20 protein-coding genes and 1 pseudogene are annotated in these 19,793 nt (G+C 60.5%); 10 read left to right on the top strand and 11 right to left on the bottom strand.

The window, feature by feature from the left end; all coding sequences use genetic code 11:
- Window positions 1-67: 67 nt before the first annotated feature.
- Window positions 68-1,411 carry a CDP-diacylglycerol--serine O-phosphatidyltransferase gene (pssA, locus tag ACVWZP_RS07335; protein ID WP_017847271.1) on the bottom strand — a complete coding sequence of 448 codons (1,344 nt, stop codon included), beginning with the start codon at window positions 1,409-1,411 and terminating at the stop codon, window positions 68-70.
- A 124-nt stretch (window positions 1,412-1,535) separates the two neighbouring features.
- On the opposite strand from pssA, the gene ACVWZP_RS07340 reads away from it, so the two are divergent.
- Window positions 1,536-2,087, top strand: coding sequence for a TetR/AcrR family transcriptional regulator (locus ACVWZP_RS07340; RefSeq protein WP_457369612.1), 552 nt, complete (start codon window positions 1,536-1,538; stop codon window positions 2,085-2,087).
- Window positions 2,088-2,141: 54 nt separating this feature from the next.
- A complete protein-coding gene (locus ACVWZP_RS07345; RefSeq protein WP_046383231.1) occupies window positions 2,142-2,621 on the top strand; it encodes a nuclear transport factor 2 family protein in 480 nt (159 codons plus the stop codon).
- A gap of 36 nt (window positions 2,622-2,657) precedes the next feature.
- Here ACVWZP_RS07345 and ACVWZP_RS07350 read toward each other — a convergent pair whose 3' ends face one another.
- Together ACVWZP_RS07350 and ACVWZP_RS07355 are read right to left on the bottom strand one after the other, a co-directional pair.
- Window positions 2,658-3,815, bottom strand: coding sequence for a PQQ-dependent sugar dehydrogenase (locus tag ACVWZP_RS07350; RefSeq protein WP_372813039.1), 1,158 nt, complete (start codon window positions 3,813-3,815; stop codon window positions 2,658-2,660).
- A 22-nt stretch (window positions 3,816-3,837) separates the two neighbouring features.
- Complete coding sequence (locus ACVWZP_RS07355) at window positions 3,838-4,155, bottom strand: hypothetical protein (protein ID WP_017847267.1); 318 nt, start codon at window positions 4,153-4,155, stop codon at window positions 3,838-3,840.
- Window positions 4,156-4,367: 212 nt separating this feature from the next.
- Between ACVWZP_RS07355 and ligD the strand changes: the two genes are divergently transcribed.
- On the top strand, window positions 4,368-5,873 hold the full coding sequence (gene ligD / locus ACVWZP_RS07360; protein ID WP_457369613.1) for a DNA ligase D: 1,506 nt from the start codon (window positions 4,368-4,370) through the stop codon (window positions 5,871-5,873).
- A gap of 18 nt (window positions 5,874-5,891) precedes the next feature.
- Here ligD and lpxO read toward each other — a convergent pair whose 3' ends face one another.
- Window positions 5,892-6,791, bottom strand: a complete 900-nt coding sequence (gene lpxO / locus ACVWZP_RS07365; protein ID WP_017847265.1) for a lipid A hydroxylase LpxO — start codon at window positions 6,789-6,791, stop codon at window positions 5,892-5,894.
- Between the two features lie 260 nt (window positions 6,792-7,051).
- Window positions 7,052-8,395, bottom strand: a complete 1,344-nt coding sequence (locus ACVWZP_RS07370) for an LPS O-antigen chain length determinant protein WzzB (protein WP_046383228.1) — start codon at window positions 8,393-8,395, stop codon at window positions 7,052-7,054.
- 385 nt (window positions 8,396-8,780) lie between these two features.
- Between ACVWZP_RS07370 and ACVWZP_RS07375 the strand changes: the two genes are divergently transcribed.
- Window positions 8,781-9,167, top strand: coding sequence for a TIGR03067 domain-containing protein (locus ACVWZP_RS07375; RefSeq protein WP_457369614.1), 387 nt, complete (start codon window positions 8,781-8,783; stop codon window positions 9,165-9,167).
- A gap of 135 nt (window positions 9,168-9,302) precedes the next feature.
- Here the strand turns inward: ACVWZP_RS07375 and ACVWZP_RS07380 are convergent, their stop codons facing one another.
- Complete coding sequence (locus ACVWZP_RS07380) at window positions 9,303-10,115, bottom strand: class I SAM-dependent methyltransferase (RefSeq protein ID WP_046383226.1); 813 nt, start codon at window positions 10,113-10,115, stop codon at window positions 9,303-9,305.
- A 135-nt stretch (window positions 10,116-10,250) separates the two neighbouring features.
- Window positions 10,251-11,150 (bottom strand): LysR family transcriptional regulator, encoded by a 900-nt coding sequence (locus tag ACVWZP_RS07385; protein ID WP_177031508.1) that lies wholly within the window; start codon window positions 11,148-11,150, stop codon window positions 10,251-10,253.
- A 139-nt stretch (window positions 11,151-11,289) separates the two neighbouring features.
- Here ACVWZP_RS07385 and ACVWZP_RS07390 point away from each other — a divergent pair, with 139 nt between their 5' ends.
- From ACVWZP_RS07390 to ACVWZP_RS07405, 4 genes and pseudogenes are all read left to right on the top strand, one after another.
- Window positions 11,290-11,904 (top strand): FMN-dependent NADH-azoreductase, encoded by a 615-nt coding sequence (locus ACVWZP_RS07390; RefSeq protein ID WP_457369615.1) that lies wholly within the window; start codon window positions 11,290-11,292, stop codon window positions 11,902-11,904.
- Between the two features lie 132 nt (window positions 11,905-12,036).
- Window positions 12,037-12,353 (top strand): annotated as a pseudogene (locus ACVWZP_RS07395) (site-specific integrase); the annotation flags it as partial.
- A 20-nt stretch (window positions 12,354-12,373) separates the two neighbouring features.
- The gene (locus tag ACVWZP_RS07400) at window positions 12,374-13,960 is read left to right on the top strand and encodes an ABC-F family ATPase (protein WP_026140064.1); all 1,587 of its coding nucleotides are present in this window, start codon (window positions 12,374-12,376) and stop codon (window positions 13,958-13,960) included.
- A 156-nt stretch (window positions 13,961-14,116) separates the two neighbouring features.
- On the top strand, window positions 14,117-15,292 hold the full coding sequence (locus ACVWZP_RS07405) for an MFS transporter (protein ID WP_046383223.1): 1,176 nt from the start codon (window positions 14,117-14,119) through the stop codon (window positions 15,290-15,292).
- Here ACVWZP_RS07405 and ACVWZP_RS07410 read toward each other — a convergent pair.
- Entirely contained in the window at window positions 15,286-16,323 is a 1,038-nt protein-coding gene (locus tag ACVWZP_RS07410; RefSeq protein ID WP_026140063.1) for an alpha/beta hydrolase family protein, read from the bottom strand. The two genes, ACVWZP_RS07405 and ACVWZP_RS07410, sit on opposite strands and share 7 nt — an antisense overlap.
- A gap of 229 nt (window positions 16,324-16,552) precedes the next feature.
- Window positions 16,553-17,164, bottom strand: a complete 612-nt coding sequence (locus ACVWZP_RS07415) for an FMN-dependent NADH-azoreductase (RefSeq protein WP_046383222.1) — start codon at window positions 17,162-17,164, stop codon at window positions 16,553-16,555.
- A gap of 124 nt (window positions 17,165-17,288) precedes the next feature.
- Here ACVWZP_RS07415 and ACVWZP_RS07420 point away from each other — a divergent pair, with 124 nt between their 5' ends.
- Together ACVWZP_RS07420 and ACVWZP_RS07425 are read left to right on the top strand one after the other, a co-directional pair.
- Window positions 17,289-18,197, top strand: coding sequence for a LysR substrate-binding domain-containing protein (locus ACVWZP_RS07420; RefSeq protein ID WP_017847256.1), 909 nt, complete (start codon window positions 17,289-17,291; stop codon window positions 18,195-18,197).
- Window positions 18,194-18,550 carry an MmcQ/YjbR family DNA-binding protein gene (locus tag ACVWZP_RS07425; protein WP_046383220.1) on the top strand — a complete coding sequence of 119 codons (357 nt, stop codon included), beginning with the start codon at window positions 18,194-18,196 and terminating at the stop codon, window positions 18,548-18,550. Before ACVWZP_RS07420 ends, ACVWZP_RS07425 begins: the two co-directional genes overlap by 4 nt.
- On the opposite strand, the gene ACVWZP_RS07430 is transcribed toward ACVWZP_RS07425, so the two are convergent.
- Together ACVWZP_RS07430 and ACVWZP_RS07435 are read right to left on the bottom strand one after the other, a co-directional pair.
- Window positions 18,539-18,922: a DUF1294 domain-containing protein gene (locus ACVWZP_RS07430; RefSeq protein ID WP_017847254.1), complete on the bottom strand. Its 384-nt coding sequence runs from the start codon at window positions 18,920-18,922 to the stop codon at window positions 18,539-18,541. The genes ACVWZP_RS07425 and ACVWZP_RS07430 overlap by 12 nt on opposite strands.
- Window positions 18,919-19,749, bottom strand: coding sequence for an undecaprenyl-diphosphate phosphatase (locus ACVWZP_RS07435; protein WP_046383218.1), 831 nt, complete (start codon window positions 19,747-19,749; stop codon window positions 18,919-18,921). The genes ACVWZP_RS07430 and ACVWZP_RS07435 overlap by 4 nt, the downstream gene beginning before the upstream one ends.
- Between the last annotated feature and the right edge of the window lie 44 nt (window positions 19,750-19,793).

Here is a 19,793-nt window from a genome sequence, read left to right on the forward strand (position 1 = left end):
GCGCTGCGTGTAGGCGAACTCTCAAGGCTTTGAAGGCAGCAAGAGAGTTCGTTGCGCGATGCCCGTGTTACAGAATGCGATACAACAACCGCTCGATCCGCACGCGGCTGACGCGGCGCAGGAACTTGCCGACTGCCTGCGGGTAATCCACCAGGGTCTGCAACTGCTGATAACCTTCGATGCGCGTGGTGTGCTGGAAAATCTGCGCCAGCTCGGTGCGCCGGGGTTCCAGCCACTCGCTCTTGGGGTCATCGATCAGCAAGGCGTTTTCCAGGTCAAGGCGGAACGCGCGTGGGTTGAGGTTGTTGCCGGTCAGCAACGTATAACGCTGGTCGACCCACATGCCTTTGAGGTGGTAAGTGTTGTCGCCGTCGCGCCACAGGTGCAGGTTCAACTGGCCGCTGTCGATCATCGGCTGATGGCGCTTGGCAAAGCGGCGCAGGCTGATCTCGTAGAGGTACGGCAAGGCCGCGATCACCTTGAACGGCTCGCTGGGCGAAATGTAGAAGTCGTTGGCGGTCTTGTCGCCGACGATGATGTCGATCTTCACCCCGCGCGCCAGGGCGCGGTTGATTTCCCGGGTCACCGGCAGCGGCAGGTTGAAGTATGGCGTGCAAATGGTCAGTTGATGCTGGGCGCTGGCGATCAGTTCGAGGATCACCCGGCTCAGGGGGTTGTTCTTACCGACGCCGAGCAAGGGGCTGACAGACAGGTGGCCGTTGGGCAACTGGCCGCTGGTGGTGTCGTAGGCCGCGTGCTTGAGGCGGCTGCGCAGGTCGCCGATATCGTTGCGCAAGCTGCGGGTCGTCGGCGGGTTGGGCAAGTCGAGGCGATGCACGGCCTTGGATGCCATCAGCCCGTGCTCCACCAGGTGTTGCATCGAATCCGCCAGCGGTGCGCTGTGGATCAGGTGGTAACGGTCGAAACGGTACTTGTCGAATTTGTGCAAATACACGTTGTTCAGGCTGGCGCCGCTGTACAGCACGCTGTCGTCGATCACAAAGCCCTTGAGGTGCAACACGCCGAACAGTTCGCGGGTCTGCACCGGCACGCCGTAGACCGGCACCTCGGTGGCATGGCTTTGGGTCATGGCCTGGTACCAGGCGCTGTTGCCCGGCTGTTTACCGGCGCCGATCAGCCCGCGCTGGGCGCGCAGCCAATCGACCAGCACCACGATGTCCAGCTCCGGGCGTGCGGCCTTGGCGGCGTGCAAGGCGTCGTAGATCTCCTGCCCCGCCTCGTCCTGCTGCAAGTACAGCGCGACGATATAGATGCGTTGGGTAGCCTGGGAAATTTTCTCCAGCAGGCAACGACGAAACGCAGCGGCGCCGGACAGCACCTCAATCGCCTCGGTGGAGAGTGGGAAAGCGCGCAGTTTGGGCAACAGGGAACGTTTGAAGAACGACGGCATAAGGCTCGCAATGGGTCGAATCCGAAGAGGCCCAGAGCTTACACCATGGGGGTGCTCAGGTCTCGTTGCCAGTCAGTGAAAAACCTTGTTGCGAAAGAAGAACGATCGTTCTACTGTATGACACATGAACGATATTACCCGCGACATTATCCTCGACGTCACCGAGAAGCTGATCTATCGCCACGGCATCGCCGCTACTGGCATGGACTTCCTGGTGAAAACCGCCGGTGTCTCCCGAAAGAGCATCTACCGCTATTTCGCCAATAAGGACGAACTGGTGATCGCGGCCCTGCAACGTCGCGACGCGCGCTGGATGCGCTGGCTGCGGGCCGAGGTGGAACGCCGTGAAGACAGCGGCGAGCGCCTGCTCGCCGTGTTCGACGCGCTCAAGGCCTGGTTCGGTTCGGCGGACTTTCGCGGCTGCGCATTCATCAACACCAGCGGCGAAACCGGCGACCCGCAAGCCCCGGTACGCCTGCTGGCGAAGGCGCATAAACACAAACTCTTCGAGTACCTGCTCGAACTGTGTCAAGCCCATGGCACGCCCGAGCCGCAACGGCAGGCCGCGCAACTGCTGATCCTGATCGATGGCGCCATTACCGTGGCCCTGGTGACGGGCGATGCCATCGCAGCGGATACGGCGCAATCCATGGCACGAACGTTATTGGGGCTTTAAGCCCACAGGCATCGCAACTTTCGATCAACCCTTATTGTTTTAAGGAGCCGCCCAATGTCATCCCCTGCAGAAACCCGCCCACCCCTGCCGCCGTTTACCCGCGAGTCGGCCATCGAAAAAGTCCGCCTGGCCGAAGACGGCTGGAACTCCCGCGACCCGCATCGGGTGTCCCTGGCCTACACCCTGGACACCAAATGGCGTAACCGCGCTGAATTCGCCTACAACCGCGAACAAGCCAAAGACTTCCTCAGCCGCAAATGGGCCAAGGAGTTGGATTACCGGTTGATCAAGGAGTTGTGGGCGTTCAGCGATAACCGTATCGCGGTGCGCTATGCCTATGAGTGGCACGACGACTCGGGTAACTGGTTCCGTTCCTACGGCAACGAAAACTGGGAGTTTGACCAGCACGGCCTGATGGCCAACCGTTTTGCCTGCATCAACGACATGCCGATCAAGGACAGCGAGCGCAAGTTCCATTGGCCGCTGGGGCGGCGTCCGGACGATCATCCGGGGCTGTCGGAGTTGGGACTCTAGCCTGTAGCCGCAAGCGTGAAGCTTGCGGCTTATTGCTCAATCCTGGTTCAAACCCACTCGGTACAACACCCCATCATCCTCATCGGTCAACACATACAAAAAGCCATCCGGCCCTTGCCGCACGTCGCGAATCCGCGCATTCAAGCCGCCGAGCAAGCGCTCTTCATGGATCGCCTTGTCGCCGTCGAACTGCAGGCGAATCAGCTCCCGGCTGGCCAGGGCGCCAATGAACAGATTGTGCTGCCATGCCTGGAAGCGGTCGGCATCGTAGAATGCCATGCCACTGATCGCCGGGGATTTCTCCCACACATGGTGCGGCGCCACAGTACCGTCCACCACCTTGCCCTTGGCCTCGGGGATCGGTGTCAGCGAATAGTTGATGCCATGAGTCGCCATGGGCCAGCCGTAGTTCTTGCCGCGTTCGATGATGTTGATTTCATCTCCGCCACGCGGCCCGTGCTCGTTTTCCCAGAGCGTGCCGTTCCACGGGTTCAACGCCAGGCCCTGCGGATTGCGCTGGCCGTAGGACCAGATTTCGGGGCGCACGCCCGGCTGCCCGACAAAGGGGTTGTCATCCGGCACGCGGCCGTCCGGGTAGATCCGCACCACCTTGCCTTGCAGCTTGTCCAGGTCCTGGGCGGTGGGCCGGTCGTTGTTTTCACCCAGGGTGACGAACAGGTAGCCGTCGCGGTCAAAGGCCAGGCGCGAGCCGAAATGATTGCCGGTGGAGAGCTTGGGCTCCTGGCGCAGGATCACCTTGAAGTCGCGCAAACCGCTCAGGTCATCCGCCAACCGCCCGCGACCGACCGCAGTGCCGGCTGTGCCGCCCTTGCCGCCGCCTTCGGCATATGACAAGTACACCAGGCGGTCCTGCTTGAAGTCCGGCGACAGCACCACATCGAGCAAACCACCCTGGCCCTTGGCCCAGACCTCAGGCACGCCGGTCAGCGGCGCCGACAATTTGCCATCCGGGCTGACGACCCGCAGGTGGCCGGGACGCTCGGTGACGAGGTAGCCCTGTTTGTCCGGTAAAAACGCCACGGCCCACGGATGATCCAGGCCTTTGGCGATCGGCGTGGCGCTGATGCTGCCTTGTTCGCTGGGAAACTGCTGGGCTTCGGCGGCATACAGCGTTGTCAGCGGCAAGAAGGCGCTTGCGCAACATGCGGCAAGCAGGGTTTTGCGTAGAGACATAAGACGGGGTCCTTACCGGCGCTCAAGGCCGGCGATTGCCGTTGGCGTCAACCGTGGGGGCTTTGGTTTCCGTCGCCGGGCGGCTGGGCGCAGCCTGGCGTTGCGGATAGCGATTGCCGATGCCGCCGTTTTCCAGGGTCGGCGTGCGCGTGGTCGGCCCGGTCTGGATGCCGCGAATCGCCGGCGCATTGGGCTGGGTGCCCTGCATACTGTTGGGATTGGCCCGGTGGATCGGGCTATTGTTGGCGTCATTGCTGCCGGGCAGGTTTTGCGCCTGGGCACTGGCGCAAAGTGCCAGGCCTAGCGCCAACGCTGCAAGATGTCGCACACAGGTGATCATGACAAAGCCTCTTGGGACGAGGAGTACGTGCTTTCGATACCACGCTACGCTTTGGGTTCGCCTTTGGTAACTAAATAGTTTCTCATCAGATGTAACACGTTCTGTCCGAGCATCCGCGCACCGCAACTTCCACGCCCGCGATCGCACGGGTGCAAGGTGTGTAAAAAGCCAGCGAAAAGGCCTCTTGAGCCGACCAAGGTAGGGAGCACGATATGGCAAAGCCCCTGAGCGAATACAACCGCAAACGCGACTTCAAGATCACCGCCGAACCTTCCGGCGCCGCGTCGGGCGCGCAGCGCAATGCATCGGCGCTGACGTTCGTGATCCAGAAGCACGACGCACGCAATCTGCACTACGACTTGCGCCTTGAGCTCGATGGCGTGCTCAAGAGCTGGGCGGTGCCCAAGGGCCCCAGCCTCGACCCCAGCCAGAAACGCCTGGCGGTGCAAGTCGAAGACCACCCCTTGAGCTACGGCAGTTTCGAAGGCAGCATTCCGGCCGGCCAATACGGCGCCGGCGATGTGATCGTCTGGGACCGTGGCATTTGGCACCCCCACGACGATCCACAAACCGCCTACGCCGCCGGCAAACTGGAATTCACCCTGGCCGGCGAAAAACTCTCAGGCGATTGGGTCTTGGTACGCACCCACCTCAAAGGCAGCGGCGACAAGGAACGGTGGCTGCTGATCAAGGAAAACGACCGGCACGCCCGCCCGACCAGCGACTACGACATCACCGAAGCCCAGCCGCAAAGCGTGCTCAGCGGTGCCTGCGTGGCGAACGCCAGGCCCACGCCCGCGCCGCAAAAAACCGCCGCGTCGGTCACCCTCGCCGGTGTGCAGATCACCCATGCCGAGCGCGTCATCGATCTCGCCAGCGGCACCCGCAAGCTGCAACTGGCGCAGTTTTACCAGAGCATCAGCGAATGGCTGCTGCCCTTCCTGCGTCACCGCCCCGTTTCCTTGCTGAGGGCGCCGGAGGGCATCGACGGCGAGCAATTTTTCCAGAAGCACTCGGAGCACCTGGCGATTCCCCATATCAAGCAACTGGACCAGCGCCTGGACCCTGACCATGCGCGCCTGATGCAGATCGACAGCCTCGCCGGCCTGATCGGTGCGGTGCAGATGGGTACCGTCGAACTGCACACCTGGGGTGCCACCTCGGACAAGATCGAAACCCCGGACCTGTTCGTCCTCGACCTCGACCCCGATCCGGCCCTGCCGTGGAAAGCCATGCTGGAGGCGGCGCAGTTGACCTTGTCGGTGCTCGACGAGTTGGGCCTGCAAGCCTTCGTCAAGACCAGCGGCGGCAAAGGCCTGCACCTGATGATCCCGCTGGCGCGCCGCGATGATTGGGCCACCGTGAAAGCCTTCGCCAAAGCGATCGCCCAGTTCATGACTCAACGCCTGCCGGAACGCTTCACCGCCACCTCCGGGCTGAAGAATCGACAGGGCAAGATCTTCATCGATTACCTGCGTAACGCGCGCGGTGCCAGTACGGTGGCGGCCTATTCAGTGCGCGCACGCCCCGGCCTGCCGGTGTCGGTGCCGGTCAGGCGCGAGGAGTTGAAGGGGTTGCGCGGTGCCCAGCAGTGGACGGTCGCCAACCTGCAACAGCGGTTGCAGGGTTTGAAGGGCGACCCGTGGGCCGGTTATGCCAACAGGCAGAGGCTCAGCAAACAGATGTGGGACACGTTGGGCGCGACGCCACCGCAGTGAGTCGCGCCACGTCGAGGTTCAGATCAGGATGAAGATCAGTGCAAGCACCGCGAAGATCGCCCACTTTTCCAGGTAGTAGCGCGTGCGGTTACGCTTCTTGAGTTCCTTGCCGCGCAGGCGGATTTTGTACAAGCGGCTAAACGCACGGTTCAGGCCGCCGGTCTTGTCGCCCGCGTCGTTCGGCGCGCCGGCGGCAGCCATCACCGTGCGGCTGAACCAGCGGTTGAACGCGGCCGCCCAGCGGTACTTCATCGGCCGCTCGACGTCACAGAACAGAATGATGCGGTTCTTCTGGGTGGCGTTTTCTGCGTAGTGGATATAGGTCTCGTCGAACATCACCGGTTCGCCGTCGCGCCAGGAGTAGTTCTCGCCGTCCACATTGATGTAGCACCCCGGATCGTTGGGGGTATCCAGGCCCAAGTGGTAGCGATAGGAACCGGCGTAAGGGTCGCGGTGGCGCACCAGCTTGGAGCCCGGCGGCAACTCGGCGAACATCGCGGCCTTGACCGAGCCGATGCTCTGCAGCAACTCGGTGGTGCGCGGGCACAGCTTCATCGCCGAGGGGTGGCTGTCGCCATACCATTTCAGGTAGAAGCGCTTCCAACCCGACTTGAAGAACGAGTTGAAACCAACATCGTCGTATTGGTCCGAACGCTTGATCGCGCCCGCCTGCATCAGGGTATGGGCTTCCTGGCGGATTTCTTCCCAATGCTCCTGCAGTGGGCTCAGGTCCGGGAAGTCGCTGGGTGAGAGATACGGTCGGCTGGGTAGCTTGGAGAATAAGTAGAGAAAGCAGTTGATCGGCGCCAGGAACGTAGAGTGATCGCTGAGCTGGCGTCTCAGTTTATGCCGCACCCGGCCACGCAGGTGGACATACGCAATAGAGGCAACGTAGAGGAAAACAATAATGAGTTTCAATGGATTTCGTCACAAGTCAGGAGAAAACAGGCTGCTCCTGCGGGCCCACGACGGCCGAGGTTGGATAGCAGCACATGAAATCACAATTCACATATAGGCGGCACGACCGGCGGATAGCCCTTCGGTTCATAACCATCGCCCGATATTTAGCCACAATTTGTAACTAAAGGTTAACTAAGAATTGTGAAAAGCTGTCCACTGATTGTAATTGGAGGGGGGCACGGGGGCTTGTCATGGGACAAGCCCTTGCGCATTAAACGTTACGGCAGCGGCTGATCATCCTTGCGCTCACGCCGGGAAAAGCGCCCGTCTTCCAAGCTCGAATAAGGCACGGTTTCGCGCCGGGTCAGCACAAAATGGCGGACCAGTGCGACGAACAAGCCGAGGATCAACCCCGCGACCAGGCTCAAGGCGATCACCAGGGCTTTTTTCGGTTTGATCGGCGCCAGTGGCTCCTGGGCGCGGCGGTCGACGGTGACCAGCTTGAGGTTGCTCATGTCGATGTTGAGGTTACGCAAGCGCGCAACTTCAGCACGAAGCGGTTCAACATCCTGCAGGAAGATGTCTTCATTCCCACGCTTGCGCAGCACTTCAACCTCACGGTTGACCTCCAGCAGTTGCAACTCCTTGCCGATTTCGGCGACGCGAGGGTTGGTAAAGTCGTCGCTGGTCCGCTGTTGTAGCGCAACGCGCTCGGCCTCCAGGGCCTCGGTGCCGAGGAAGTAAAGCGGGATCTTCTGGTTGTTGACCTCGGTACGCATCACCTGGCTCGAACCGCCTCGTGCGGCATCCGCCATGGACGATGGCGTGGTCGGCGTTTTGATACCCATGGACTTGGCGATGGCAATGGCTTCCGACAGCTCTGCCAGGCGGTTGGTACGCTCCATTTTCATCTGCAGGCGCAGGGCACTGAGTTCATCTTGCAACTGGGCGCGCTTGAGTCGGTCATCTTCCAACAGCTTGGCGATCTTCGATTCCTTATCGGTATCGTAGTTGGCGCGCGCAGCGTCGATCTTGCCTTTGAGTTCATTCAGGCGGTTGTTGACGATCACCTTGAGGTCCGCACCGACTTGTTCGCGCTCCGCCGCAATGGCGTAGTCGACAAAGCCGTTCAGAATCGCCACACCGTCCACATCGTTCGGGTACTGCAACTCCAGGCGGATATAACTGCTCAACGAGTCTGACTTTTTCGGGTCCGGCAGAATCAAGTTGACCGAGTTGCGGTTGAAGTCTTCAAAACTCTGCTCCAGGCTTTGCCCAGGCTTCTGGAACGCAGTGAACAATTGCTCATGGGATCTGAAAAAGCCCAGCCTCGCCTCATAAGAGTCCAACTGCGCGCCCACCTTCGACAACGCATCGGCCGGTGGCAACTTGTAGACTTCGGAACGGTTCAATGCATCCAGTTCATTGATCGCCGCCGGGCGCAAGACACTGCTGACCTCATATGTCCGCGGCGCCAGGAAGGCATAACCGACGCCCAGCACGCCCGCCAGAATCGTACACCCCACTACCAGTTTTTTTTGCTGCCAAATCGAGTGAAACAGTTCAAGCAGGTCGATTTCATCTGAAGAGCTAGAAACAGTATGCGGGGAAGTTCGATTCAAAATGAAAGCACCTTAAAAATGATACTAAACGGCCACCACCGTCAAAAACCTGAATACCCCAGTAAAGAATCAGGGACAACGCCCTGAAGCCCACAGAGCAGGCTAACCAATCGCTATCTGACCACTCAGTCAGCCGAAAAATCCCACGCTATTAAAGTTTGTTTCCCTTCATTCAAGCGATCATTGCCACTGGCGTTCATCAAGTAGGAATATTCTTGTCACAAGAGTAGTCAAAAGTTTGTTAAATAGCTGCTCTCACTCGAAAAAATCGCGATAAAAGCCTGATAACACGAAGCTTCCTACGGATAAACCTGTATATACCCGGCTTTTTCTGACCGTTCGGTCGCGCTATTCAGCCTATGAGCTCCAACAAAAAGGAATTTGTATGACATCCATTTCCGACTCGGACTACCAAGCCCTGCAGGGCACATGGCAGCAGGTCTCGCTCGAAGACAGCGGCGTACTCAACCCACCCGACGCCCACAGCGCCCCCGGTGCAATCACCGCCATTACCGACGACCACTTTGAAGTGCTCACCGTTGATGGCAAACGACTACTGGCCGGCCGATTCTTCCTGGACAGCACCACCCATCCCAAAAGCATCACCTGGATCGATGCCATGGGGGATGACGCGGGCAAGCTGCTGCCGGCCAGCTACCGCCTGGAAGGAGACGAGTTCGTATTCATCGCGGCGGATGAAGGCATGCCGCGACCGTGTGTATTCAGCACCGGCCCCGGGCAGACAATGCGTACATTCGTGCGTCGATCCTGAGCCCCGCGCCCATCTGAACTTGCGACGGGATTTTCACAAAGCATTCACCTTCCGGTCTATAGGGTGAAGCCTACCTACTCCAGTGAATCCCTTAGCCCGCCTCCCCCGGCGGGCTTTTTTTACGCGCAAAACAGCTCAGGGCAGGCGCTTGGTCGCCGTCAGGGTAAAACACAGCGGCAACTGGGCCGCCTGATCCTCGTACTGGTCGTAGAGTTCTTCGCGATTTGAATGCGGGTACTCTTGCAGATGAGCGATCTGCAACCGCGCCGCAATCGCTGCGCTGACCACACTGCCCAGCGTGTGTACAAACCAGTAGGACGTCGGCCCCGCGACTGCGCTCTGCCCTTCATAGACGATCGACTCTTGCAGCACAAAAGGCTCACGCTGGAAGTACGAACTGGCAGGCAACAGCGGATTGGCTGCCAGCGGGTCGAACACTTCCAGGAACGGGTGGGTTTCGTACATCACCAGGGTGCCGCCGGGCTTCAGCGTTGTGGCGACCTGGCGCATGAACCGCGCCACATCCGGCATCCAGCCCAATACGCCGATGGTCACCAGGGCGATATCGAAGCGTGCGTGCAAGCGCTCGGGCAAATGGTGGATCTCGGTTTCGATGAATTCCGGGCTGTAGGGTGAGAGCGCCGCGAGTTCCCGAGCCTGATCGAGAAAGGCACGGGATTGGTCCACGCCGACGACCGTGCGTGCGCCCAGGCCGAATAACGACAAGCTTTCGCGGCCGTTGTTGCAACACAGTTGCACCACGTCTTTGCCGGCAACACCGACATCTTGCAACAAGGCGGTGAGAGTCGGGTCCAGGCACGAAAAATCCGGTTCGGCGACCGAGGCCAGCAGCGTCCTCCAGGTATCCGTGTCTTTGTGCAGCCGGGCGGATTCGTCCCAGGCGTCCTTGTTACTGGCAATCGCCTGTTGGGCTGAGGGCATGTCCATTGCGTCTCCAGAAAGTCGGTTACAGTGAGCTACGGAAAATAAGCCAATTGCCCGTCAGATGAAACCCTCGCCTGCGGCCGAACTTATCTCTCGGCCCAGGTCACCAAACCGCCGACCTCGGTCATCTTCGTACCCTCACAGGCACAGACGACGGGTCAGGTCATTCAGCAACCATCGGCCTGCTTTGCCTAAAGAGCGATTTTGCATGTGCGCGGCATAGATCGTAAGCGTGTCTGGTGTGCGTTGAAGTTCGGCGGTTAACTCAAGCGGCCGGAGGCGCCCTGAAGCCAGATGATCCGCAATCAGATGCTCTGGCATTCGGCACCAACCGAACCCGGCGAGTAAGAAATCCAGGCGCCGTGCCAAATCGACAAACCGCCACTGGTGACTGCCCGTCACCCCATAGCTAGGGCCGTCGGGAGAAACCGGATCGGAAAGCACCAGTTGCACATAGGGCTTGAGGTCTGCCCGTGTTGCCCGGCGGCCTAACATGGCCAAGGGGTGCCCGCTGGCGACGACTGGCCTCAAGTCGACGCTGAGCAGCGCCAGCGCGGTGATATCGTCGGGCACCGTCGGGATCAATGTGCAAAGCGCCAGTGCCGCATCGCCGTTGCGCAATCGGCGCTCAGCGCCGCCTAAGCCTTCTGTAGAGAAACTCACGGCCAGATGCGGAAAAGCCTCACGGAGCGCGCCAAGGCTTTCGATGAGCGGGGCGCTGGGGACTAAAGGGTCTATGGCGAGCGCCAACTCCGGCTCAACCCCTGCTGCAGTACTTGCAGCCATTGCTTCAAATTGGGCAGCGCTCGCCAGCACGGCGCGCGCTTGAACCACCAGCACTCTACCGACCTCAGTGAGCGTTGGACGATGACCGCTGCGATCAAACAGCCTCACACCTTGAACTGACTCAAGCGTGGCAATCGACTGGCTAATGGCAGATTGAGCGCGCCGCAGGTGACGTCCCGTGGCCGAAAAACTACCTGTATCGGCAATGGTTACAAGGATCCGCAATTGATCCAGGCTGAGATTTCCGATCATGCTCCATCACTTAAACAGATGGACTCAATCATATTTACATCACTCCTGCTTATAGATCGCATTGGGTAGAGTGTGTCGCACATCGCCTACCGCGACAACGCAAAACATACCGCCCCCTCACCGCGCAGGAGTTACTTTCATGTCCAGGCTTCTCACCATTGAAACCAGCCCACGTGGGGATGCTTCGATTTCCCGACAGCTCACTCGCCGCTTCGTGGCCGCCTGGAAAGCTGCGCACCCTAAAGGTGCCATCAAAATACGGGATCTAACGGACACCCCGCTGGCCTTCGTGACAGCTCCCTGGTTACAGGCTTACTTCACCCCCGCCCCCCAACATTCGCCTGAAATGAAAGCGGTGTTGCAACTATCCGATGAACTTGCGGCCGAGTTGCTGGAAACCGATCACTTGGTTATTTCAACACCCGTCTACAACTATAACGTCCCTGCGGCACTCAAGGCCTGGGTCGATCATGTGGTGCGTAAAGGCCTGACCCTGGGCGTTGATGGCAAAGGACTGGTGACCGGTAAAAAAGCAACAGTGCTGCTCGCCTCGGGAGGTGTATATACCGACGACTCGCCGATTAAAGACCGTGACATTGCGACCCACTATTTGAAACTGATCCTGAACGTCCTGGGTATCACTGACGTGACCTTTATCGCGGCCGGCGGCGCTAAAACCGTAGATCTCGGAGAACTCAGCATGCACGACTTTCTAGAGACATTTGATCATCAAATTCAAAAGTCGCTGGTTTAGCCAGCCATACGACTCTGCTCGATCGACTACGTGTGGTTAAACGGGGATTCACTTATGCGGCAGCAACTGAGCGGTACGCGTTTCGCTCTGCCCAAAAAGTTGCGACTCCGACTGGACCTTTTATCCGACTTGAAAATGCCGTTGATTTTCTCGCCACCGACGCACTCGGAGTGCGTGAAGCAGACGACCGACCTGCACCGTAGTGGGTTCCAACACCGAAAGCATTGAACATCCGTCATCGACCGCCATACAACTGTCGTCACACCTATGCGACAATATGCAGTATGTCTGGCATGAACCCCGCCTTCATTTCCCAGCAGCTCGGCCATCGTGCGCAGATGCTGCTCTCGACTTATGCGCGTTGGATCAACCCAAGCTCGGACTGGAGCGAATCGGAAGAGCTCCAGATTGGTCCCAAATTGGTCCCAGCTCAAATAAGCGCACCCTAAGCTATTGATAGGTAAAGTAATTGATATCCACAGCTAACATCACCATGCAGTTCGGCGCCAAGCCGCTCTTCGAGAATGTCTCGGTCAAATTCGGCGCCGGTAACCGTTATGGTTTGATCGGTGCCAACGGTTGCGGCAAGTCGACCTTCATGAAAATCCTCGGTGGCGACCTGGATCCGTCCGGTGGCCAGGTCATGCTGGAACCGAATGTGCGCCTGGGTAAACTGCGCCAGGACCAGTTCGCCTACGAAGAATTCACCGTGCTCGACACCGTGATCATGGGTCACGAAGAACTGTGGAAGGTCAAGGCCGAGCGCGATCGCATCTACTCGCTGCCGGAAATGAGCGAAGACGACGGCATGGCCGTGGCCGAGCTGGAAACCGAGTTCGCCGAGATGGACGGCTACACCGCCGAATCCCGCGCCGGTGAACTGCTGCTGGGCCTGGGTATCCCGCTGGAACAGCACTTCGGCCCGATGAGCGAAGTGTCCCCCGGCTGGAAACTGCGCGTATTGCTGGCCCAGGCGCTGTTCTCCGACCCTGAAGTGCTGTTGCTCGACGAACCGACCAACCACTTGGACATCAACACCATCCGCTGGCTGGAAAACATCCTGACCCAGCGCTCCAGCCTGATGATCATCATCTCTCACGACCGTCACTTCCTGAACAGCGTATGTACCCACATGGCTGACCTGGACTACGGCGAGTTGCGCCTGTTCCCGGGCAACTACGACGAGTACATGACCGTGGCGACCCAGTCCCGCGAGCAACTGCTGTCGGACAACGCCAAGAAAAAAGCACAGATCTCCGAACTGCAATCCTTCGTCAGCCGCTTCTCGGCCAACGCCTCGAAAGCCAAGCAGGCCACTTCCCGTGCCAAGGCGATCGACAAGATCCAGCTGGCCGAGGTCAAGCCTTCGAGCCGTGTGAGCCCGTTCATCCGTTTCGAACAAACCAAAAAGCTGCACCGCCAGGCGGTCATCGTCGATCGCATGGCCAAAGGCTTCGACGGCAAGCCGCTGTTCAAGGACTTCAGCTTTCAGGTTGAAGCCGGCGAGCGCGTGGCGATCATCGGCCCGAACGGTATCGGCAAGACCACCCTGCTGCGTACCCTGGTCAACGAACTGACCCCGGATGCCGGCAGCATCAAGTGGACCGACGCCGCCGAACTGGGCTACTACGCCCAGGACCACGCCCACGACTTCGAAGACGACATGAGCCTGTTCGACTGGATGGGCCAGTGGACACAGGGCGAGCAAGTGATCCGCGGCACCCTGGGGCGCATGCTGTTTTCCAACGACGAGATCCTCAAGTCGGTCAAGGTCATCTCCGGTGGCGAACAAGGTCGCATGCTGTTCGGCAAGCTGATCCTGCAAAAGCCGAACGTGCTGATCATGGACGAACCGACCAACCACTTGGACATGGAATCCATCGAAGCGCTGAACCTGGCACTGGAAAACTACCCGGGCACGCTGATCTTCGTCAGCCACGACCGTGAGTTCGTATCGTCCCTGGCCACCCGCATCATCGAGTTGAGCGCCAACGGCGTGATCGACTTCAGCGGCACTTATGACGACTACCTGCGCAGCCAAGGCGTGGTCTTCTAAGCACTGCGATCAGCTGTTAGCGACAAGAAAAAGCCCCGTCCACTGCGACGGGGCTTTTTTGTATCTGTCGGTCAGCCGGGTTGATAGTTAGGGTGCTTTCTTTTCCCCCGAGCCCTTGCGATGATGCCCTCACCGCCCGCCCGCGAACGAGTGCTCATGTCTGCCGCCGCCCCGAGTTCACTGTCGATCACCCTGCAGATCGTCTCCATCGTCTTCTACACCTTTATTGCCTTTATCTGCATCGGCCTGCCGATCGCGGTGATCCCAGGCTACGTACACGAGCAACTGGGTTTCAGTGCGGTGGTGGCCGGGCTGACCATCGGTTCGCAATACCTCGCCACCCTGCTCAGCCGCCCCATGGCCGGGCGCATGTCCGATAACGTGGGCACCAAACGCGCAATCGTGCTCGGCCTGGGCGGCATCCTGGCCAGCGGCGGGCTGACGCTGCTGGCAACACTGCTGCAAAGCCTGCCGCTGTTGAGCCTGGGCATCCTGATCGTCGCTCGTTTGTTGCTCGGCGTGGCCCAGGGCCTGATTGGCGTGGGCACCATCAGTTGGTGCATGGGCCAGGTCGGCGCCGAGCATACGGGGCGCTCGATTTCCTGGAACGGCATTGCGTCCTACGGCGCCATCGCGATTGGCGCGCCGCTGGGCGTGGTAATGGTCGCCGAATACGGCTACAACAGCCTTGGCATCGCCCTGTCGGTGCTGGCGGCGCTGGGCCTGGTGCTGATCCGCAATAAACCGTCCGTGCCGGTGGTCCGCGGCGAGCGCCTGCCGTTCTGGGCGGTGTTCGGGCGTATCGCCCCGTTTGGCGCCAGCCTGTGTCTGGCGTCCATCGGCTACGGCACCCTGACCACCTTTATCACCCTGTATTACCTCAATCGCGGCTGGGCAGGCGCGGCCTATTGCCTGACGGTATTTGGCGTGTGTTTCATCGTTTCGCGCCTGGTGTTTATCTCGGCCATCAGCCGCTTTGGCGGCTTCCGCGCGGCGATTGGGTGCATGATCATCGAGACCCTGGGCCTGACGCTGTTGTGGCTCGCGCCGTCTACCGGCGTGGCATTGATCGGTGCAGGGCTGACCGGCTTCGGTTTGTCGCTGGTGTACCCGGCGCTGGGCGTGGAAGCGATCAAGCAGGTGCCCAACAGCAGCCGTGGCGCGGGGCTGAGTGCCTACGCCGTGTTTTTCGACCTGGCCCTGGCGATTGCCGGGCCCTTGATGGGGGCGGTGGCGTTGAACCTCGGCTACGGCTGGATCTTCTTCTGCGCCGCACTGCTGTCGCTCAGCGCCTTGGGCGTGACCGTGCTGCTCAAACGTCGCGCTTACTGATCCGCCGTCTGCAGGCCGGCACGGGTGGATCGCCCGAGGGTGTGAGCGAAAAAGCGCCCGGCTTCGGAGGTCAGATCGCGGTGAATGCCTTCGCGGTCGACGCCATCGGCATCGGTGCAGATCGCCGGCATCAGCGCCAGTTGATCGCTGTCGCAGGGCGCCATGAACACGAAATGCCCGGCCCCGGCCAGCAATTTGAAGTCCGGCGGTTCGGGCAGCTTGCGCGCCAGGGCGGCGGCGTTCTTGTCCACCGCCACCAGCTTGTCGCCATCACCGCTATAGAGCAGCACCGGCACGTGGACGTCGGCCAGGGTGTGGCGCCCGAACATCAAGCTCAGCGGCGCCATCAACATCAACGCGTGAATACGTGGGTCGGCTTGTGGCTGCAGGTCATCACGGTCCACCACCAGCTCGCCTTTGGTGGTGCAGGCGTCGCGGTCTTCCGGACGCTCCTGGCAATAGCGGCGCAGGCGGTCGAAATCGGGCTTGGCGCCCGCCAGGATCAACGCGGTTTCGCCACCGGCCGAGTAGCCGATGACACCCACTTGGTCGACGTTGACGAACGGTGACAGCATCGGGTCGCCCAGGGTCGCGGTGATCGCTTCGGAAATCTGGATCGGCCGCCCATACAGGTTGCTCAACGTGCCCAGGCGGCTGTGATCCTTGTAGTTGTCGCCGGGGTGCAGCACCGCCACGACTACAAAGCCCTTGCGCGCCAGGGAGGTCGCCAGGTCATGCAGGGCCAGCGGCGTCCCTGTGTTGCCGTGGGACAGCATCAGCATCGGGAAACGGCCGATAGCGATCTTCGAATCTTCCGTGGCGGCCACGTGATACCCACCCACCCGGGTGGTGTGCTCAACGTCGGTGGACGGATAGAACGCGATGGCATTCATCGGCTGCAGATCCAGCGGGTCGAGAAAACTCATGCGGTGGAAGCCCACACTCCAATGCGGGTGCGGCGCAGGCGCGGCGTGCACTGAAACCAGGCCACCAAGCAGGGAAAGAACCAAAACAGCACAAAGACGCATCATGAGGATGTCCACCTTTGCTGCGCGATAACCGGCATGTCTATTCAAGATGTCCATGGTTCAAGGTACTCGCACCGAGTGATAAACCCATGCGTGCATAACCTGGGCCAAAGTAAAAACAGCGGGCCAACGAAAAAACTCCGTACTCCGGTCGCGTTCAGGCGAGCAGAATACAGAGTTTAGGCGCCCGGCTTCAGATTGAAACCGAGCAACAGCGAAATTTACACAAGCCTTACGCGGCGGCGAACAATTGTTCGTTGATGACAACGTTGGCGTCGCTCAGGGACTTGCTGCGGAACTCATCGCCATACGCCAGGCCCTGGGCGCGGACGAATTCGATGTCGGTGATGCCGAGGAAGCCCAGCATGACTTTCAAGTATTCCTCGTGGGCCACGCCGGTTGCCTGGCCAACATGCAGGCCGCCGGACGTGGAGACGATGATGACTTTCTTGTTGCCGCACAGGCCTTCCGGGCCGGCTTCGGTGTAGCGGAAGGTCTGGCCGGCCACTGCAATGCGGTCGATCCAGGCCTTGAGCTGGGACGGGATGGTGAAGTTGTACATCGGCGCGCCCAGCACCACGGCGTCGGCGGCGAGGAACTCAGCCAGGGTCGACGCGCTGAGGTCGGCTTCGTGCTGCTGCGCGGCGTCGCGCAGTTCGGCCGGCGTGCCCAGCGCAGCCAGGGTGGCGCCGGAGAAGTGGTTGATGCCTTCGCTGGCCAGGTCACGGTAAGTCACTTCCACACCCGGCTCGGCCGCTTGCCAGGCCTTGACCACGCCGGCACTGAGCTGGCGCGAAGCCGAGTTGTCGCCGAGGATGCTGGAATCGATGTGCAACAGTTTCATGGGTAAGCTCCAAATAAGATCAGCGGTGCGAATCAGATGGTGTTAAGCCTACGCATGAAACCAATAGCCGATAAGGTAGTTGAAATGCGATAGTTCGTCCTACTGACAGGACAATAGGCTGAGCATGCAAGACCTCAACGACCTCTACTATTTCGCCAAAGTCGTGGAAGCCGGCGGCTTCGCGGCGGCCGGGCGCCTGCTGGGGATTCCCAAGTCACGCCTGTCGCGGCGGATCGCCGAGCTGGAAGAACGCCTTGGCGCGCGTCTGCTGCAGCGCACCACCCGGCAACTGACCCTGACCGCCGTCGGCGAGCGTTACCTGCGCCATTGCCAGGCGATGCTGCTGGAAGCGGAAATGGCCGACGAGGCCGTGGCCAGCATGTCCAGCGAACCCCGCGGGCGGCTGCGGGTCAGTTGCCCGGTGGGCATGGCCCAGCACATCCTGCCGGAGCTGGTCGCCGGGTTTCTCGCCGCCCACCCCCAGGTGCAGTTGGAAATGACCCTGGTCAACCGCCGCGTCGACCTGGTGGCCGAAGGCATTGACGTGGCGTTGCGGGTGCGCGAGCTCGGCGATGAAGACCCGCTGCTGGTCACCAAGCGCCTGCGCCAGGCCCAGACGCTGCTGGTCGCCAGCCCGGACTTCATGCGCGGCCGACAGGTCGACAACCTCGACGACCTCAAGCAATTGCCGGTGCTCGGCGCCCTGGAAGCCGACCGCATGGTCCACCTGCGCCTGCTCGACCCCCAAGGCAACGCCGAAGACCTGGTGATGGAAGCCCGCCTGGGCATCGATGATTTCATCGTGCGCAAAGCCAGCGCACTCAAGGGCCTGGGCTTCACCGTGCTGCCGATGATGTATTGCGAAGAAGAACTGGCCAGCGGCCAACTGGTGCAACTGCTGCCGCAATGGTCGCTGCCGGGCGGCTGGTTGCAGGCCGTGTACCCGCATCGCCGTGGCGTGCTGCCGGCGATTCGCGCGTGGATCGATTACCTGGAAGAAGGCTTTAAAAGCTGTGGAGACCGCCTGTTATGAGCATGACCGAAGAACAAGTCGCGCACTTCTGCCTGAGCCTGCCCGGCGCGCGGGAAGACTATAAATGGGGTGGCGTGCGAGTGTTTTCGATTGCCGGCAACAAGATGTTCGCCTTGCAGAACCTGCGGGGTGACTCGTTGGCGTTCAAGGTCGACAAGGAACTGTTCCTCGGCCATGTGGACCGCCCGGGCATCCACCCGGCGCCGTACCTGGCGCGCGCGCAGTGGATCATCATGAACACGCCCTACCCGCTGGGCACCGAGGAGTTGCGTGGCCTGTTGCAGCGCTCTCACCAGTTGGTGGTGAGCAAGTTGCCCAAGCGCACGCAGGTCGGGTTGTTGCTAGAGGACTGACCCCAGCGTGCCGCTGAGGAACAACTGGTCAAGCCAGAACACCTGATGCAACAGCACGATTGCCCAGAACAGCACCTGATACGAGACCTTGCGCGTCTTGTGCCGGAACACCTGCTGGGCAATCAGCGCCCCCGGCCATCCGCCCGCCAGCTCGACGGCGTGCAGGATGTTTTCGGGGATGCGCCGAGCGTCGGTGCGCGCCTTGTGCTTGTCGCTCCAGTACAGCAAAAACGCGATCACGCTGACCACGCCATAGGCCGCCAGCGGCAGTACGGTCTCGCCGCGATGCCACACCAATACCGAGCCCAATAACGGCGCCGCGCACAACAGCGCAAAGATCAGCGCCTTCAGGCGTGGGTGCTGAATCATCATGCCTTGGCCGCGGACCAATCGATCCAGCCAAACTGCCAGGTCGCCAGGATCAGCAAGCCGAATGCAATCCGATACCAGGCAAATGCCGCATAGCTATGGCTGGCGATGAACTTGAGCAGGCCCTTGACCGCAATCATCGCGAAGATGAACGAGGTGACAAACCCGATGGCAAACACCGGCAGGTCAGCCGGCTGGAACAGGTCGCGGTACTTGTAGCCCGAATACACCGCCGCACCGACCATGGTCGGCATGGCCAGGAAGAACGAAAACTCGGTGGCGGTCTTGCGCGACAGGCCGAACAGCAGGCCGCCGATAATGGTCGAGCCCGAGCGCGAGGTGCCCGGGATCATCGCCAGGCACTGGGCAAAACCGACCTTGAGCGCGTCCTTCCAACTGATCTCATCGACGCTCTCGGCATGCACTTCATGCTCGCGCCGCTCGGCCCACAACATCACGATGCCGCCCACCACCAACGCCGTGGCGACGGTGATCGGGTTGAACAGGTAATGGTGAATCAGGTCGGCGAAAATCACCCCCAGCACCACGGCCGGCAGGAACGCGATCAGCAGGTTGACGGTAAAGCGCTGTGCATTGCGCTGGGTCGGCAAACCGGTCACCACGTCGAGGATCTTGCGGCGAAACTCCCAGACCACCGCCAGAATCGCACCGAGCTGAATGATGATGTTGAACGCCATGGCGCGTTCGCCACCAAAGTCGAGCAAATCGGCGACGATAATCTGGTGGCCGGTACTGGAGATCGGCAAAAACTCCGTCAGCCCTTCTACCACGCCGAGTATCAACGCCTGTGCGGCGGTCCACAAATCCATACGTCCCCCAAAGGTCTTGTTCTAAGACAAGCCTCGTTAGTCTT

It is taken from the genome of Pseudomonas sp. TE36184, from assembly GCF_054060055.1.

Coding starts and splice junctions, on each gene's coding strand:
- pssA (WP_017847271.1), bottom strand. CDS start 1,411: ATGCCGTCGTTCTTCAAACGTTCCCTGTTGCCCAAACTGCGCGCTTTC.
- ACVWZP_RS07340 (WP_457369612.1), top strand. CDS start 1,536: ATGAACGATATTACCCGCGACATTATCCTCGACGTCACCGAGAAGCTG.
- ACVWZP_RS07345 (WP_046383231.1), top strand. CDS start 2,142: ATGTCATCCCCTGCAGAAACCCGCCCACCCCTGCCGCCGTTTACCCGC.
- ACVWZP_RS07350 (WP_372813039.1), bottom strand. CDS start 3,815: ATGTCTCTACGCAAAACCCTGCTTGCCGCATGTTGCGCAAGCGCCTTC.
- ACVWZP_RS07355 (WP_017847267.1), bottom strand. CDS start 4,155: ATGATCACCTGTGTGCGACATCTTGCAGCGTTGGCGCTAGGCCTGGCA.
- ligD (WP_457369613.1), top strand. CDS start 4,368: ATGGCAAAGCCCCTGAGCGAATACAACCGCAAACGCGACTTCAAGATC.
- ACVWZP_RS07375 (WP_457369614.1), top strand. CDS start 8,781: ATGACATCCATTTCCGACTCGGACTACCAAGCCCTGCAGGGCACATGG.
- ACVWZP_RS07380 (WP_046383226.1), bottom strand. CDS start 10,115: ATGGACATGCCCTCAGCCCAACAGGCGATTGCCAGTAACAAGGACGCC.
- ACVWZP_RS07385 (WP_177031508.1), bottom strand. CDS start 11,150: ATGATCGGAAATCTCAGCCTGGATCAATTGCGGATCCTTGTAACCATT.
- ACVWZP_RS07390 (WP_457369615.1), top strand. CDS start 11,290: ATGTCCAGGCTTCTCACCATTGAAACCAGCCCACGTGGGGATGCTTCG.
- ACVWZP_RS07405 (WP_046383223.1), top strand. CDS start 14,117: ATGTCTGCCGCCGCCCCGAGTTCACTGTCGATCACCCTGCAGATCGTC.
- ACVWZP_RS07410 (WP_026140063.1), bottom strand. CDS start 16,323: ATGATGCGTCTTTGTGCTGTTTTGGTTCTTTCCCTGCTTGGTGGCCTG.
- ACVWZP_RS07415 (WP_046383222.1), bottom strand. CDS start 17,164: ATGAAACTGTTGCACATCGATTCCAGCATCCTCGGCGACAACTCGGCT.
- ACVWZP_RS07420 (WP_017847256.1), top strand. CDS start 17,289: ATGCAAGACCTCAACGACCTCTACTATTTCGCCAAAGTCGTGGAAGCC.
- ACVWZP_RS07425 (WP_046383220.1), top strand. CDS start 18,194: ATGAGCATGACCGAAGAACAAGTCGCGCACTTCTGCCTGAGCCTGCCC.
- ACVWZP_RS07430 (WP_017847254.1), bottom strand. CDS start 18,922: ATGATGATTCAGCACCCACGCCTGAAGGCGCTGATCTTTGCGCTGTTG.
- ACVWZP_RS07435 (WP_046383218.1), bottom strand. CDS start 19,749: ATGGATTTGTGGACCGCCGCACAGGCGTTGATACTCGGCGTGGTAGAA.